The following is a 16,498-nucleotide window of genomic DNA, read 5'->3' as shown; positions in this document are numbered from 1 at the left end:
GAAACATATAGCCTCCCCGGTGGGTCCCATGCGGAGCGCCCGGGCGACGCCCGGGCCTCTTCTCACAGATGCCCCATCCTTTGTAGGATAGCTGCGTGGGAAACGACGCAGTTCACGCAGCCAGGAGGCCGCCTCTCGCGGATTCCCTCAGGCCGTCCAGCCTCGAGGGCATGGTGGGGCAGGCCCATCTCCTGTCGGCCGGGGCGCCCTTCATGCGTGCGCTCCGTTCAGACTCCCTCGGTTCGTTCATCCTGTGGGGCCCCCCGGGGACGGGGAAGACCACGCTCGCCCTCCTGGTCGCGGGGGAGACGAAGGAGTTCTTCGTCCGGTTCAGCGCCGTCACGGGAGGGGTCCCCCTCGTCAGGAGGATCGTCGAGGAAGCCGCCGGGAGGCGGGCTTCAGGTGTCGCCACGCTCCTCTTCGTCGACGAGATACACAGGTTCAACCGGGCCCAGCAGGATGCGTTCCTGCCACATGTCGAGGACGGCACCATCCGCCTCGTCGGGGCGACCACCGAGAATCCCTCGTTCGAGATAAACGCCCCCCTGCTGAGCAGGTGTGCGGTGTACGTGCTCAAGCCCCTCTCCGAGGGCGAACTGCTCGACCTCCTGCAGAAGGCCGCGTCGAGCCCGGAATTCGCGGAGAGGTTCTCCGCCGTCCCCCCCCGCGAGGCGCTGGTTCCCATCGCTTCCGCCTCCGACGGAGACGGCCGCCGTGCGCTGAACCTGCTCGAACTCGTAGCCGGCACGGCCGGGGAGGCCGGCTTCACGGCCGAGGACGTGGCCGGGATACTCGAGAAGGCGCTTCTCAGGTACGACAAGAGCGGCGAGGAGCATTACAACCTCATCAGCGCCCTCCACAAGTCCCTCAGGTCCGGCGACGTCGACGCAGCCCTCTACTGGCTCGCGAGGATGATCGTGTCGGGGGAGGATCCGCTCTACATCGCGCGAAGGATGATCAGGTTCGCCAGCGAGGACATAGGCCTGGCCGACCCGGGGGCGCTCACGGTGGCCATGCGCGCCGCGGACTCGTACCGGTTCCTGGGCTCCCCCGAAGGGGATCTCGCCCTGGCCGAGGCGGTCTGCTACCTCGCGACCGCGCCGCGATCGAATTCGGTCTACATGGCATGGAAGGCCGCGGTCGACCTCGCCGGATCCTCGGGCAGCCTTCCGGTGCCCCTGGTGATAAGGAACGCCCCGACGCGCCTGATGAAGGATCTCGAATACGGCAGGGGATACCAGTACGCCCACGATGTCGGCGACGGGATCGTGACCCACGTGCACTTCCCGGAGGCCCTCGGCGAACCGGTGATCTACAGGCCTTCGGGATCCGGGCGCGAGGCTGCCATCGCCGAGCGGCTGGCGGCCTGGAGGAGGCTCCGCGAGGAGAAGCGGCGTCTGGAGGGAAGGAGCGGCGAGGGTGGCCGGGGCTGACCCGGGGCCGGCCGCAATCCTGCGCAGGGAGATGGTCGAGTGTCAGATCGCGGCCCGCGGCATAACCGAGCCGTCGGTGCTCGAGGCGATGTCGGAGGTCCCCAGGCATCTCTTCATCGAGGGGGCCGACCTCCGGACCGCCTACGGCGACCACCCCGTCCCGATCCGGTCGGGTCAGACCGTCTCGCAGCCCTTCGTCGTGGCCCTCATGCTCTCGATGGCCTCGCCCCTGGGCGGGAGGAAGGTGCTCGAGATAGGAACGGGCTCCGGCTACCAGACCGCCCTTCTCGCCAGGATGGGCGCCCGGGTGGTCTCTGTCGACGTGCTGCCCGAGCTTTGCATGGAGGCGCTGGCGCGCCTGAGGATGCTCGGCCTGTCGGACTCCGTCTCGGTCATCGCGGCGGACGGCTACTCCGGCTGGGTGCCGGCAGCCCCGTATGATGCGATCATCGTCTCCGCGGCACCGCCGGCGATGCCCGCCGGGCTGCCCGGACAGCTCTCGCAGGGCGGGCGGCTCGTCATCCCCGTCGGGGGTGCATTCCAGCAGCTCGTGCTCGTGGAGAGGACGCCGGAGGGCTTCGCCGAGAGAGCGGGAGATCCCGTGAGATTCGTGCCCCTGGTGCATCCCGGGGGGCGGTGAGTCATTGGCCGGGAGCATCGACACCGCCGCATCGCGGGCGTTCCGGAGGGTCCGGGTGACCGTGGAGGGGGCGCCCGGCGCGGCCGCTCCCTCTGCCGGCGACTTCCGCGTGGTCGTTTCCGACGTCCCCGGGGCAGGCGCCGGGGCGCACCTCAGACTCCCCGCAACAGGCGGGCTGGCCCCGGGTGTGCTGTCCGTGCTCGGCGCCTTCGACAGCCCCGCGATGGCGGCGAGGCTCCTGGCCGCGGCGTCGGCCGGGCTTCTCGCACCGATGTTCGTCCACGTCCTCAACAACAGCCTGGTCGGGCTGATCGGCAACCTGGACCTGGCCGCGATGTACGGATGGGAGGGGGAGGACTCGGCCCGGACCTGCCGCAGTGCTGCGGAAGCGGCGGCCGATCTCTCGGGAAGGCTCGGGGAGCTTTCCTCGGTGTCCGAGGCCGTTTCGGACTCCGCCTCGGGAGCCGGCCCCTGGCTGATGGACGCATGCCGTGCCGCCTGCGGCAGATCGGTGGATGCATCGACGGAATGGCCTGCCTGGGCCGTGTCGTTCTCTCCGGCATGCCTCGGCCTGTCCGCCGCGTGCCTGCTCTCCCTCGGAGGGGCCGGGAGGTTCAGGGCGGCTCCTGCCGGCCGGGGGACCGCCATCGATTTCGAATGGGAGAGGAAGGGTCCGGTCGATGTCGATCCCGCGGTGAAGTCGTTTTCCGTGCCCCTGCTGGTGGCTCTCTCGGCGCTGTCGGCATTCCCGGGCGGCGGGCGGCTCGACGTGCCGGGATGGGGCGACGAATCGGGGACCATGCGGTTCCTCAGGGAGGGTGATCCTTCTGTCTGACAAGCTTCCGGCTTCGGTCAGGGACGCAGTGCTGGGGGTCTTCGAGGACGCGCCCGGCGCAAGGCTCACGGCCGGCGAGATATCTGCGCGTTCGGGGATGGAGGGCCTGGGCGATGCGATACAGGAGATGGTCGCCCTGGGCTACCTCTGCCGCACCGGCAAGGGCCGGTTCACGGCCTGCGGGACCATGGGGCTCCACAGGGGCAGGCTGAGGGTCAGGGCCAACGGCTCGGGCTCGGTGTCGGCCCCCGCCGGCAGGATACTGATCGACAGCGGCAGGATCGGCGGAGCCATCGACGGCGACATCGTCCTCGCAAAGCTCGTGAGGGGCGGCGGGCGCCACCTCTCCCTCCCCGAGGGATCCATCGTCTCCGTGGTCGAGCGGACCAGGAGCGGCGTGAGCGGAGTCCTGAGGAGGGCCGGGGAGGGCTGGATGCTCGACCCGGTCGATCCTTCGCTGCCCCGGGGCATCCGCATCGCCGCCGAGCGGATGGACGGGCTCAGGGAGGGCAAGGTGGTCTGGGGAACCCTGGACCCGCCGGGCAGGAAGGTCACTGCCAGGCTCTCCGGCCTGCTGGGCGACGGTCTGACGCCCTCGGTCTACATGGACGCCATCTGCCGCGATCACGGCTTCTCCGATTCGTTCCCGTCGGAAGTCCTTGCCGCGGCGTCCGGGGCGGCTCTCGGAAGGCCCTCACCGGAGGGCAGGAGGGATCTCAGGGATCTGGCCGTGATCACGGTCGATCCGGTCGACGCAAGGGATTTCGATGACGCGGTCTCGCTCTCCAGGACGCCCGCCGGCTGGCTGCTCGGGGTGCACATAGCCGACGTCGCGGCCTACGTGCCCAGGGGAGGACCCGTGGACCGGGAGGCCGCCGCCAGGGGGACGAGCGTCTACCTCCCCGACAGGGTGATCCCGATGCTCCCCGAGTCTCTCTCGAACGGCGCCTGCAGCCTGGGGCCGGGGGAGGACAAGCTCACCAGGACCGTGATGCTCAGCTACGACCGCTCTGGCAGGAGGCTCTCCTACGAGGTCTTCCCCTCGGTCGTGAGATCGTCGGCGAGGCTCTGCTACGAGGAGGCCCTGCTCGGCATGAGGGGGGCCGGATCGGGACACGCGGCGGCGGACGGCCTCCTCCGCGACATGGCCGAACTCTCCTCCCTGCTCGACAGGGGGCGCGAGTCGAGAGGGGCGCTCGACCTCGGGAGCTACGAGTTCGAGGTGAGGTTCGGTCCGGACGGCTGGCCGTCGGAATTCGTCAGGTCCTCGGACGACGAGTCGCACAGGATGATCGAGAACTTCATGGTCGAGGCCAACAGGGCCGTCGCGGAGATGTGCGGGTACGGCGGCTGGCCCGTCCTGTACCGCGTTCACGGAAAGCCCGACAGGGACTCCGCGGTGCGCCTGCGGACCGAGCTCGAGGCTCTCGGGATCTCGCTTCCCAGGGGCAGGATGCCCTCCTCACGCGACCTGTCGAAACTCCTCGAAGGTGCCAGGTCGACTCCGGCCTTCCCGCTCGCCAGGGAGGCCGTGCTCAGATCGCTGAAGAAGGCCGTCTACAGCGCGGAGGATTCGGGCCATTTCGGGCTGGGCCTCGCGAACTACATGCACTTCACCAGCCCGATACGACGGTATCCCGACCTCGTGGTGCACCAGGTCCTCGGCCGCATCGAGGAGGACGGGAGGATCCCCGCCGGCGGGGACTGGGACGAGGACGCGGCCGGCATGGCGGAGGAGTGCAGCGGCACCGAACAGGCCGCCGAGGACGCCGAGAGGGAGAGCCTGGAGATGATGGCCCTCCTTTACCTTTCGAAGAGGCCCGGCGGCGAGTACCAGGGCGTCGTGAGCGGAGTGGAGGACTTCGGCGTCTTCGTCAGGCTCGCCGATCTTCCCCTGGACGGCCTCGCGCCCGCAAGGCTGCACTACGGCAGGGGATCGCTGCTGGACTCCCTCAGGCCCGGCAGCCGGGTGACGGTGGAGGTCCACTCGGTGGATCCCGGTCTCAGGCAGCTCACCCTCAGGTTGAGGAAGGCGGGGAACGATGCCGTCTGAACGTGTCTATATGGATCTGGCGGCCGACATCTCGGCATGGATGGCCGGAAGGGTGGCGTGCGCGGGCGCGGGCGGGGTGGTGCTGGGCCTGAGCGGCGGGGTCGATTCGGCAGTGTCCGCCTTCCTGGCAGCCAGGGCGCTCGGAGGGGGATCGGTGCTGGCGGTCAACATGCCCTGCGGCAGCGATCCGGTCGACGAGGCCCTGGCATCCGAGACCGCCCGGGCCGCCGGAGTGGGTTACCGGGTCGTGGAACTCGATGCCGCCCACGCAGCCATGGTCTCTGCCTGCGGGCTGGAGGGAGCGCCCGGGATCGTGAAGGCCAACATCAAGCCGCGGCTGAGGATGGCGGTGCTGTACGCCCTGTCCGGGGGCAGGCTGGTCACGGGCTCGGGGAACTACTCCGAATACCTCGTCGGGTACTCGACGAAGTGGGGCGACGGGGCCTGCGACATCGCCCCTCTCGCGAGGCTCTACAAGGACGAGGTCTACGGGCTCGCGAGGGTGCTGGGAGTCCCCCGCGGAGTGGTCGACCGCCCCCCGACCGCTGGGCTCTGGGCGGGGCAGACTGACGAGGGCGAGATGGGTTTCACATATCTCGACCTGAGGCGCAGATTCGAAGGGCATGCCGTCGACCCGGCGGTCGCGGCCAGGATCGACGCGCTCGGCAGCGCCGGGGCGCACAAGAGGGAGCCGATACCGGTCTTCGAAGCGAGGGAGTGGTTCGCAACACATGGCTAGACACGCGCTCTTGAGCTGCTATTCCAAGCAGGACGTCCCGGCGCTCGCCCGAGGCCTCCACGACCTGGGCTGGGTGCTCCACGCATCCGGGGGCACCGCCGGCTGCATCACGGAACTGGGCATCCCGGTGTCGCCCACGGAGGAGATCACCGGCATCTCCTCCATGCTGGGCGGGAGGGTGAAGACCCTCCATCCCGCGCTCCACGCCGGGATCCTGGCGGCCGGCGAGGACCGGGCACGCATGGAGGCCGGGGGAGGCATCGTCTTCGACCTCGTCGCGGTGGACTTCTACCCCTTCTCCTCCCGCTCCGGCATCCCCGGCGACGATCCCTCCGCAGTCGAGCTGATAGACGTCGGCGGGCCCGCCATGGCCCGGGCCGCGGCGAAGAACTACGTCCACGTCATCTCCGCGGCAGGGGGGGACTGCTTCGGGGAGGTTCTCGAAGCCATCGCCGGAAAGCGCGACGATGTCGTGTTCAGGCGTGCGATGGCCTCCCGCACCTTCGACGCGGCAGCCTCCTACGATCTCGCTGTTTCGCTGAAGCTGGCCGAGGGCATCGAACCGGGGCTCCGCTACGGCGAGAACCCCCATCAGGCCGCATGGGTGCATTTCGGCGCCAGGAGGGAGGGCTTCTCGGCCGCCTCGCTCCTCCACGGCGATGCGCTCAGCTACAACAACTACCTCGACGCCTCGGCCGCGTGGAACCTGGTGAGCGACCTGCCTGAGAAGGCGCTCGTCGTGGTGAAGCACGGCAACCCCTGCATCGCCGCGCGCGCCGGCGACCTCGCCACCGCCTGGGAGAGGGCCTTCGCAGCGGATTCCGACTCCCCGTACGGGGGCGTGCTGGCAGTCAATTCCACTGTGGACACGGCCCTGGTGGACAGGCTGAAGGGCCTCTTCCTCGAGCTGGTTCTGGCTCCCGGATTCGAACAAGGAGCTCTCGACAGGCTCAGGACGAGGAAGAAGCTGAGGGTTCTCGGCATGCCGCCGGGTCGCGAGACCGGCCTCCAGATCAGGAGCATCTGGGGCGCCCTGCTCGTGCAGGAACCCGATCCCGGAGCGGCGGGCGACCTCTCCTCCGCCGTGCAGGCCGGCTCGAGGCCGCCCTCGGCCGGCGAGGCGGAGGCGATGGACCTGGCATGGCGGATCTGCAGGACGGTGAAGAGCAATGCCATGGTGGTCTGCGGCCCCGATGCCGCGCTGGGCATTGGTGCCGGCCAGATGAGCAGGATAGAGAGCCTCGACCTGGCCATCCGGAGGGCGGCGGCGGCCGGGCTCGACGTCCGCGGGGCAGCTCTCGCCAGCGACGGGCTGATACCCTTCCGCGACACGGTCGACAAGGCCGCCTCCGCGGGCATCACGGCCATCGTCCAGCCCGGCGGTTCGCTCAGGGACGAGGAGGTCTTCAGGGCGGCCGACGAGGCCGGCATCACGATGCTGCTCACCGGCCGCAGGCACTTCAGGCACTGATCCGGCCGGGCCGGAGGAGGGAGCGGTTTGCCCCCGAGATCATACGTTTATGCGGCAGCAGTGCTGGCCGTCTCCTGTTACGGATCCTCCGGCGGAAGGACCGTGGAGGCGCTGGAGACCGGAGAGGCGCCTGCGGCGCCGGTGTTCGGGGAAGCCGATTCCCTGATGCTGACGGGCAGGTTCGACGAGTCGCTCGGAGCTCTGGCGGAAATCCTCGGAACGATGCCCGGCGAGCGGGATGCGGCACTGTACCGGCTGGTGGGGCTGTTCCACTCCTGCGGCCGCGAAGCCGAAGGCGTGCTGTTCCTCGACAGCCTCGAGGCAGCCTGGGGCTCCCCGCTCGGGGGATGGCAGGCCAGCCTGCTCGACCTGGCCGGGGATTCGATCGGAGCCTCCGCCTGCACTGCCGATCCATACCTCCGCACCTATCTCGGGGGCTTCATCCAGCCACCGGGCGGCCTGGCGACTCCCTCCACCCCGGCCGAGGTCCTGATCCGCCTGCGCCTGGCCCCTCCCGGATCCCTCACTGCCGACCAGATGAAGGCCTGCGCCGACCTGGCGGTCATCTTCCCCGACGCCGCGGAGAGGCTGGCGGAGGAGATGAGGAAGAGGCTCTCCGTCCCGCAGGAGGTCTGGGACCGGGACATGGAGGTGCTGAGGGCTTCCGGCAGGGCTGAGGACGCCGATCTGCTGGCGGTCGCCAGGATGGGTGCCACGCACTGCCTCGACGAGGCGGTTGCGGCGGCCGTCCTCGGTTCCCAGCCCGGGCCTGCTGGGGAGGCCGCGCTTCTGCTGATCTCGCGGGGCTCCCCGGGCTGGAGGACCTCCTGGAGGGTGGCCGACGCGCTGGCCCAGTCGGGGCACACTTCCGAACTGGCCGGCCTCGTCTCCTCCTCGACCGACCCGTGCTTTTCAGCTGGCGCGAGGATGGCCCTGCTGCGGGCGGCCTCGAGGCCCTCGGACCTGCTCGGCCTGTGCGATTCCGTAGACTCAGCCGCGCCCGATTCCCTGAGGGCCAGGACATCACTCTTCCGGGCCAGGGCCCTGAGGGATCTCGACCGCGACGCCGAGGCCTGGAGCGCCTATCTCGATTTCGCCGGCTCCTGGCCGGATCATCCCGCCTCCCACGAATCCGCCTTCCTCGCCGGACGCTACTACGATGCCGAGCAGGACTGGCCGTGCGCCGCAGAGGCCTTCGAGACCGCCCTCGCCGCACCGGGGGAGGGCAGGTACGACGAGAGCTGCTACTGGAGGGGCGGTTTCGCGCGATTCGCACAGGGCGACTCCGATGCCGCCCTCTCCCTCTGGACCGCCGGCTGCTCGGAGTTCGAGTCGGGCTTCTGGAGGGACGAGATGCTCTACTGGAGCGCAAGGGCGACGCCGGCCGGCTCGGCCGGGCGCACGGCGCTCCTCCGCGAGGCTGCCTCCGGGCATCCCTGGGAATACTACGGCCTACTGGCCTCGGACATCCTGGGGGACGGACCGGCCTGGCACCCTTCGTATCCGTCCCTCGACCCGCCTGCCGAGGCGCTGGCGCTCGTCAGGGCGGGATACGGCCGCCTCGCATCGGGTGTGCTGAGATATTCCGCCATTCCGGACACCGTCTCCAGGATCGCCGGCCTGTCGATCCTCGGGGAGCACAGGAGGGCGATCGAACTCTGCGGAGCTCTGGATTCGCGGCTGCGGTACTCCGGCTCCGGCATGCTTCCCGACTCGGTGGCGATCCTGCAGTTCCCCGCCCCGTATTCCGATCTCGTCCACGAGGTGGCCGGGGACCTGTCGACGAGCCCGGAGCTGATAACAGCGATCATGCGCGAGGAGAGCTCCTTCGACCGTCTGGCCACATCCTCCGTCGGGGCCAGGGGGCTGATCCAGCTTATGCCCGGTACGGCGCACGACGTGGCGAGATGGTACGGGCTGCCCGAAATCGCGGGCGCCCAGCTCTACGAGCCCCGGAACTCGATCCGGTACGGCTCCATCTACATCGACAGGCAGTGGGGCGCCTTCTCCGGGGAGCTGCCCCTGATCCTCGCGGCCTACAACGCAGGACCGGGGAACGCCTCCCGGTGGAGGGAGTCCCTGCCCTACACATCCGACCACGAGTGGTTCACCGAGAGGATCACGTACCGCGAGACCCGCGAGTACGTCAAAAGGGTCACCAGGTCATGCTGGATCTATGGGAGGCTGATGGAATGATATCTGCGCTGATGGCATGCGCCGCGCTGTCGGCCTGGACTGTCGAGCCCGCCGAACCGACCCTCCTCGTCTTCCCGCCCTACGGACACTGCATGGGCATCTACAGGGCCGGCACCGACCAGCTCGCCATGCTGCTCGGAGGACTCGTGAGGTTCGACGACCCCCAGGGGCTGGCCTGCGTGAAGCTCACGGAATGGAACAGCCCCGGCGAGGAGGATGACGACGAGCTGGCCGTCTACGGCGTGAACAGCCGCACCGGGCACGTCATCTACAACGCCAACATGTACACGCTAGGGCTGTACGGAGGGAACGGAGCCGGCGACGCCCAGCTCTCGTCCCCCCACGGGATAGCCGCAGACGCATCCGGGCTCGTGGTCGTGGCCGACACGGGCAACGGCAGGGTGGTGGTACTGGAGCGCAGGGGGACGCGCATGCGGGCAAGGGAGTTCATCGAAGGCGGCCTCTCGGAACCCTGGGGAGTCGCCATCGGCGACAGGCATTCCATCTACGTCACCGACAGGGCCCTCGGGACTCTCCTGATCTACGACTCCCCGTCCGATTCGACCCCTTCGACCGTCTCCCTGGATACCCCCACGGGCCTGGCCGTCTACGGCGAAGGCCAGTGGAACGCGCTGGACGAGGATTTCGCCGTCGCCGTGACAGCGGGCGGCACCTCCCTGTGCAGGATCGAGGACGGCGGGGTCACCGCCACAGCCACGCTCGACGACTGCGGCGGATCCGTCTTCAACTATCCGGTCATAGACTACTACGGGAACACCTGGGTCTCAGACAGCATCTCGTGCAGGATCCACAAGTTCGATCCCGATCTCGACTACGTCGCGAGCTTCGGCTCCCCCGGAACCGGTGACAGGCAGTTCGACCACCCCACCGGCCTGGCGATGTGGAGGCGCTACGGGCAGGTGTTCGTAGCCGAGAGGGAGGGGGCCAGGTACTTCTGGGTGGGCACCGACATGGCGCCGGGCGTGCTCTCGGCGACGGGCAGGGGATGCTCCGTCTCCGGGACGCTCTTCGAGAAGTCCATGGTCCTGGCCCAGGTGACCGACGCCTCGGGAACCGCCGTGGCCACGCTCCACAACGGCAGGATGGAGGAGGGCGGCTTCTCCCTCTCCTGGGACGGGACGGACGTGCTCGGCGACCCCGTCCAGGGCGGTACGATGGAGCTGGTCATCCGGATCGAACCCACCTACTCGAGCCGGGGCTACTTCAGCAAGACCTACAGCCAGTCCTTCCAGATGGATCTTGTCGAGGTAGCCGCCCCCGACTCGACCGGACGGTCAGGGAGGCGCAGCTGAGCATCCTCCTCCTCTGCCTGCTGCTGTGCATGTCCGCCTTCTTCTCGGGCAGCGAGTCCGCGCTCTTCAGCCTGGACCACGTCCAGAAGAAGAGGCTCGAGTGCACGCCCGGGGGCAGGCGGGCCCTGGCCCTGCTCCAGAAGCCGGACAGGCTCCTCTCCTCGATCCTCCTGGGCAACACCCTGGTGAACGTGGCCGCCTCGACGGTGGCATCCCTGCTGGTCCTGGAGCTCGTCAGCGGAGACGCCGCCCTCTTGATATCCGTCTTCGGGATGACGTTCCTGCTCCTGATCTGCGGGGAGATCTCGCCGAAAGCCTACGCCACGGTGCACGCCCAGCAGGTGGCGGGATTCGTCTCCGGGCCGCTGACCGTCTTCGTCAGGATGGTATGGGTGGCATCCTCCGCCCTGGACAGGATCAGCCGCGTCTTCGTGAGACCCCCGTCGCACGGCGGACCACGCAAGCTCTCGGAAGCGGAGATCATCTCGCTCCTCGAACTCGGCCACTCCGAGGGCGTGCTGGGGCGTGAGGCCCTCGTGACGGTGTCCCTGCTCTCCCTGGGCGAGCGGCAGTGCAGACAGGCGATGATCCCCAGATCCGAGGTCGTGGTTCTCAGGCGCGAATGGTCCCGCGAGAGGATGCTCTGCGAGGTCATGGCCTCGGGCTACACCCGGTATCCCCTGCTCGAAGGCCCGGGCGACTCCGTAGCCGGCTTCGTCGACTCCAGGGAACTGCTCGCTGGTGACGGATCCGCTCCTGCCATCTATCCCATCCAGCTCCTCCCCGAGAGCTCGCCGCTGGACGACGCTCTGGCGACGCTCCGGGCCTGCGGCGCGGGGATCGGAGCCGTCTTCGACGAATACGGCGACTGGACGGGTCTGCTGACCGTGGAGGACATCCTCGAGTTCGCAGTGTTCCATGCGATGAGCGGCAGGAAGGACCTCCCCGACGGCGTGCACAGGAGGGGGGCCGGACTCGTGATCCCGGGCTCGCTGCGGGTCGAGACCGCCGAGAAGCTCCTGGACGGCGACATGGATCCCGAGTATGCGGAGACCTGCGGCGGGTTCTTCGAGGAGGTCACCGGGCGCATCCCGGCCGTCGGCGACACCCTCGAGATCGGCGGCATCCTCATGAGGGTGCTCACCATGGAGGGCCGCCGGATAGGGACTCTGTTCATAGAGAAGACGGAGGGGGAGGCGCAGTGACGGACTGGATCCTGATGCTGCTGTCGCTTGTCCTGACCGCCTTCTCGAGCGGCACCGAGACCGCCTTCTCGGCGGCCAGCAGGATCAGGGCGCTGGCCAGGGCCAGGGAGGGCGATCCCAGGGCCGCCCGCAGCGTCAGGTTCATGAGGGACCCGGAGCGCTATCTGACGACCACGCTGGTCGGGACAAACATAGGAACGGTCCTGTGCTCGAGCCTGGCCGCCGGCCTGGCCGAGGCCACCGGCAGGCACTGGATCGAGACGGCGTCCGCCGTCTCGGTGGGTCTCACGATCCTCGTCTTCGCCGAGGTCATACCCAAGCATGCGGCCTTCATACACCGCGACTCGCTCGTGGACAGGGCCGCCCTTCCCCTCTCGATGATCAGGACGGTTCTGTATCCCGTCGTCCTCGTCGCAGGGTGGCTCCCCAGGCTCCTCATGGGCAGGGGAGGCTCCTCCAGGTTCTTCGAGAGCAGGGAGGAGGTCAGGTCCTACCTGCATTCCGAGGGGGCGGAGGCCGGCCGGGACGCCGACCGGGTGCTCGACCTGGGATCGGCTCCCGCCGAGAGGCACATGAAGAGCTATGAGGATTATCCCTCCATACCCTCCGACATCTCCCGGGAGGAGGCAGCGAGGGTCGCACTCTCGAGGGATGCCGGATTCATGCTCGTGTTCGAGCCCGGCGGCAGGAACCTCGCCGGGATCGTGCGGACTTCGCTGCTCCTGAGACAGACCGGCGACTGGGACCTGCCGGGGATCATCGAGGGGATCCCCTCCTTCGACAGATCCACCGTTCTCGGAAAGGTCCTCTACGACCTGCGCAGGTCGGGCGCCCCGGCGGGGGTCGTCCTCGGGTCGTCGGGCCAGCCGGCAGGGATGATAGATCCCGACCTGATCGTCGAAGCCATCCTCGGAAGGGCCGTATGCACCAGACCGGAGCCGCTCGGCCGGCTCCAGTGACGGAGGGGGGCTCCTGGTCAGATTCCTGACCCCGGGTACATCCGGCCGGTCCGGTCTCCCGGGACCCTGCCGCGATGCGGACGGCCCCTGCGTGGTGGGCCCGGGATTCGATCCGGGCGCGGCATGCGAGGTCGCAGCGCCTCTGGTAGCGGCCGGGCTGCCCTGGATAGCGATAGCCGGACCGGAGGACGCCGGGGCGTGGCTCGGGGCCGGGGCCTGGGCGGTGCTGCCCCCGGGGCTTCCGCGTGAAACGGTCTCTGCCTATGTCGAAAGCCTCGTCGCCCGGATAGGATCGGCCAGGGAGGAGAGCCCGCTCACGGGCCTGCCCGGCAACGCCAGGATAGCGGCCGTGCTGGGAGCGGCCATCCGGTCCGGCGGGGGCGCCGTGGCCTATGCCGACATCACGGACTTCAAGCCCTTCAACGACTACTACGGCTTCTCGCGCGGCGATGCCGTCATAAGGACCCTGGCCGAATCGCTCACGCGCGCATGCGGAGGGCTCTTCACGGGCCATGTCGGGGGGGACGACTTCGTCTGCGTCGGACCCGGACCCCTGCTAGAACGGGCGATGGCTTCGGCGCGCGAGGAGTTCAGGTCCCGCGCCCCTGCATTCTACTCCGAGTCCGACAGGGCGAGGGGCGGGATAGAGACGCTCGACCGCTTCGGCAGGTTCAGGTTCTTCCCCTTCGTGGACGTCTGCACGGTTGTCCTCGACCTGAAGGCCGGGATGACCCTAGAGGAGCTCGCCGGGGCCGCCGGGGTCGCGAAGCGTGAAAAACGGGGCGACCTCGCTCCGCATACCCTTTCTGAACTCGTCGGGGTCGGTGCCGGAGCTCCCGCAGAGGGCTGCGGCGACGGGCGGCAGGGAGACCCCGGAAGCATCGTGCCTGGATGGATCGGGCTCGTAGACTCCGGAACCCGTGATCATTCCGACGCCAAGGCCGTGCTGGAGGCTGCCGGGATAGCCGGTGACAGGAGGGCTTCGGGCCTCCTCGAGAGCATCCTCGCGAGCGGTCTGCCGGATGGCATACGGAAGAGCGCGGCACTCTCGCTCGGTTCCCTGGCCTGTCCTGGATCGCAGGCGATCCTGGTCGAGTCTCTCACGGACCCCAGCCCCCATGTGAGGACCAGGGCTGTGGAGGCGCTCGCACTCTCCGGATCAGCCTCATCGGCGGAGGCCATTGCGGAGAGGACCGGTGATCCCAGCACCTGGGTCAGGAGGGCGGCCCTGAGGGCGGCAGGGGCGGTGAGGGCGCCCGGGGCGCTCGGAATCCTCGTGGGCAGGCTGGGAATGCCCGAGGACGGAACCCGGAACGACTCGTCGGAGCGCGAGGCGGCCCTGGAGGGCCTGGCTCTCCTCGCCGATCCCGGGGCGATGGGCGTGTTGTCGGAGATGGTCTCCGGAGCACCCCGGCAGAGGACTGCGGCGCTCTGGAAGGCCATAGCCGCATCCGGGGGGGACGAAGGAGCGCTCCTGATAGCCCGCGAGGCGGGACGCGACGGCGGGGCCGCGCAAGCCCTCCAGTGGCTGAATCCGTCGTCCCTCTCACCACCCGTGATGGATGCGGTCGAGGATGCGGCGGCAGGTCTGCTGGGCACCGATTCCACCATCCCGGCCCTCAGGTGCCTCGCCGCCCTCCCCGGCAGGGGCGGGCGGAAGCTGGGAGCTGCTCTCGAGAGGGCTGCCGGCTCGGCGGACGGTCATGTATTCGCATTGATCGTGACCGTGATGGAGAAGAGGGGCATCCCCCCGGGGGCGGGCATGATACTCGCGGCTGCATCCGCCGCGGAGAGCGTCGGAGTGGAACGCAGGAGCGAGGACCTCGCGGCTCTCGCAAGGCTCGCGGCTCTTTCGGGAGCGAGGCCCGGCATAGTGCTCCCCCTGCTGAGGAGCAGGAGGCGCGAGATCGCGGTGGCCGCCGCCCGGGCAGTCCTGATGGCTGCGCGGATGAGGATGGCCGCCCGTGACACGGCGGGAGGAGGTTCCTCCCCGGGCTCCGGTGATGCATCTTAGACATGTCGGATCATGGTCGAACGGCGTATCCGCGCGGACGGTGAAGGGCTGATGAGCACAAAGGAGATCCCCGGCAGAGAGGACGAGCCGGCAGGCCGCTCGAGGCCGCTGTCCATGGCGCCCGATCCCGACGGCAGGAGCCTTCTCTTCAGGAGCATCCCCGTGGCCGTGATGGCCGCCGACGCATCGACCGGTCAGGTCCTCGAGATCAACGACGCCTGCCTCGACCTCTTCGGCACCACGCGCGAATCCGTCCTCGGCAGGACCCTTGTCGAGGCGGGCCTCTCGTTCGTTGTCGACCTCGGGAGGCAGGGCCGTTCGCTCAAGTCAGTGGAGGCCACCGTGGTCGACAGCGCGGGGGCGAGGGTGGTCTGCAGGCTCTACACCGCCTCGGTGCTCATCGACGGTTCCAGGGCGGTCGTAAGCGTCCTGCTCGACAGCCAGATGGAGAAGGCCGTGCGGGGAGGGCGGAAGTCCGAAACCCAGGTCAGGAAAGGACAGGGTCCCGTCGCGCAGAAACCCCTGGCACTCCTCGTGACTCTCGGTGATGCCCCCGAGGGTTCGAGCGGCGAGATGCTCCAGCTCCTGGGATTCGATCTCGTCGCCGAATCCACGGCGCGCATGGTGCTCGAAATCGCACCGCTGGGGCGCCCCGCGGGGGTGGCCGTCATAGACTCGCCCCGCGACCAGTCGGAGGCGGATGCATGCCTCGCGGAGATCGTCAGGACCTGCCCGAAATGCCGCGCCGTCGTGATTGCGGATGCCGGTTCGGGCGTGCGCTTCCCGGGCGGAGGCGCGGCGGTGCTGTACAAGCCGGTGAGCATAAACGATCTGGCGGATTCCATTAACTCAGCTCAGCTGAGTTAATGCGTAGCGCTACAGCGGTTTCCCGAAGGGAAACCGCGAGTGCGCGTGCCGGATCCGCCTCCGCGGATCCGGACCTTCGCCTGCGGCATCACTGCACTGCCGCAGCAGTCTCTGCTCGAGAGAGTGTCAATAACCTTCGGCAACTTCTGAGGAAGTACGCTCCGGGCCTTCTCGCTGCCCGCCCTGCGGGATGAGCCCACGATGGCGGGCAGCTGCCAGGCCCTTCATTTCTGCTGACGCGGAAATGAAGGCGTCGCCAGCTATCTGCCGGAGGCAGATAGCGAGAGACCATCACTCCCGCCATGACGTACGTTTGTTACCGGCTCCGGTGGAGCCGGCAGGAGATCAGGCGGCAGGCTTGATCGGTGGCTTCTGGCTCGAGGAAGTGTTAACAGCCTTCGGCAACTTCTGAGGAAGTGCGCTCCGGGCCTTCTCGCTGCCCGCCCTGCGGGATGAGCCCACGATGGCGGGCAGCTGCCAGGCCCTTCATTTCTGCTGACGCGGAAATGAAGGCGTCGCCAGCATGTTTGCGAAACAAACATGCGAGAGACTCTGAATAGAGCCATGTCTTGCGTTGAACTGCCGGTTCCACGGAGGAACCGGCAGGAGTGAGTATCCAAGGCACTCTCGCGGTTCACCCCTCAGTTTCGCCCCGCGAAACTGATACGTAGCATTTCAGCTGATTCTCGCAGAGAATCTGCGGGTATGCGTGCCGGATCCGCGCACGCGGATCTGTCTCTTATACACATCTGACGCTGCCGACGAGTTCCGAA

12 protein-coding genes are annotated in these 16,498 nt (G+C 68.6%); all 12 read left to right on the top strand.

Annotated features, from left to right (window positions below):
* The first annotated feature begins 95 nt into the window (after positions 1-95).
* The 12 genes from QUS11_09435 (at position 96) to QUS11_09380 (ending at position 15,725) form a co-directional block, all read left to right on the top strand.
* Positions 96-1,433 carry a replication-associated recombination protein A gene (locus tag QUS11_09435; protein ID MDM7993524.1) on the top strand — a complete coding sequence of 446 codons (1,338 nt, stop codon included), beginning with the start codon at positions 96-98 and terminating at the stop codon, positions 1,431-1,433.
* Positions 1,420-2,073 (top strand): protein-L-isoaspartate(D-aspartate) O-methyltransferase, encoded by a 654-nt coding sequence (locus tag QUS11_09430; protein ID MDM7993523.1) that lies wholly within the window; start codon positions 1,420-1,422, stop codon positions 2,071-2,073. Before QUS11_09435 ends, QUS11_09430 begins: the two co-directional genes overlap by 14 nt.
* A 4-nt stretch (positions 2,074-2,077) precedes the next feature.
* Entirely contained in the window at positions 2,078-2,908 is an 831-nt protein-coding gene (locus QUS11_09425) for a hypothetical protein (protein MDM7993522.1), read from the top strand.
* On the top strand, positions 2,892-4,961 hold the full coding sequence (locus QUS11_09420) for an RNB domain-containing ribonuclease (protein MDM7993521.1): 2,070 nt from the start codon (positions 2,892-2,894) through the stop codon (positions 4,959-4,961). Before QUS11_09425 ends, QUS11_09420 begins: the two co-directional genes overlap by 17 nt.
* A gap of 10 nt (positions 4,962-4,971) precedes the next feature.
* Positions 4,972-5,700, top strand: a complete 729-nt coding sequence (gene nadE / locus QUS11_09415) for an NAD(+) synthase (GenBank protein ID MDM7993520.1) — start codon at positions 4,972-4,974, stop codon at positions 5,698-5,700.
* On the top strand, positions 5,693-7,171 hold the full coding sequence (purH, locus tag QUS11_09410; GenBank protein ID MDM7993519.1) for a bifunctional phosphoribosylaminoimidazolecarboxamide formyltransferase/IMP cyclohydrolase: 1,479 nt from the start codon (positions 5,693-5,695) through the stop codon (positions 7,169-7,171). Before nadE ends, purH begins: the two co-directional genes overlap by 8 nt.
* 27 nt (positions 7,172-7,198) lie before the next feature.
* On the top strand, positions 7,199-9,367 hold the full coding sequence (locus QUS11_09405; GenBank protein MDM7993518.1) for a lytic transglycosylase domain-containing protein: 2,169 nt from the start codon (positions 7,199-7,201) through the stop codon (positions 9,365-9,367).
* The gene (locus QUS11_09400) at positions 9,364-10,680 is read left to right on the top strand and encodes a FlgD immunoglobulin-like domain containing protein (protein ID MDM7993517.1); all 1,317 of its coding nucleotides are present in this window, start codon (positions 9,364-9,366) and stop codon (positions 10,678-10,680) included. The genes QUS11_09405 and QUS11_09400 overlap by 4 nt, the downstream gene beginning before the upstream one ends.
* Positions 10,677-11,885, top strand: a complete 1,209-nt coding sequence (locus tag QUS11_09395; protein MDM7993516.1) for a hemolysin family protein — start codon at positions 10,677-10,679, stop codon at positions 11,883-11,885. The genes QUS11_09400 and QUS11_09395 overlap by 4 nt, the downstream gene beginning before the upstream one ends.
* On the top strand, positions 11,882-12,844 hold the full coding sequence (locus QUS11_09390; GenBank protein ID MDM7993515.1) for a DUF21 domain-containing protein: 963 nt from the start codon (positions 11,882-11,884) through the stop codon (positions 12,842-12,844). The genes QUS11_09395 and QUS11_09390 overlap by 4 nt, the downstream gene beginning before the upstream one ends.
* A gap of 91 nt (positions 12,845-12,935) precedes the next feature.
* Positions 12,936-14,858 carry a HEAT repeat domain-containing protein gene (locus tag QUS11_09385; protein MDM7993514.1) on the top strand — a complete coding sequence of 641 codons (1,923 nt, stop codon included), beginning with the start codon at positions 12,936-12,938 and terminating at the stop codon, positions 14,856-14,858.
* Positions 14,859-14,909: 51 nt separating this feature from the next.
* A complete protein-coding gene (locus QUS11_09380) occupies positions 14,910-15,725 on the top strand; it encodes a PAS domain-containing protein (protein ID MDM7993513.1) in 816 nt (271 codons plus the stop codon).
* Positions 15,726-16,498 lie beyond the last annotated feature (773 nt).

It is taken from the genome of Candidatus Fermentibacter sp. (genome assembly GCA_030373045.1).
Lineage (GTDB): Bacteria > Fermentibacterota > Fermentibacteria > Fermentibacterales > Fermentibacteraceae > Fermentibacter.
This window is presented reverse-complemented; position numbering and strand designations above follow the sequence as displayed.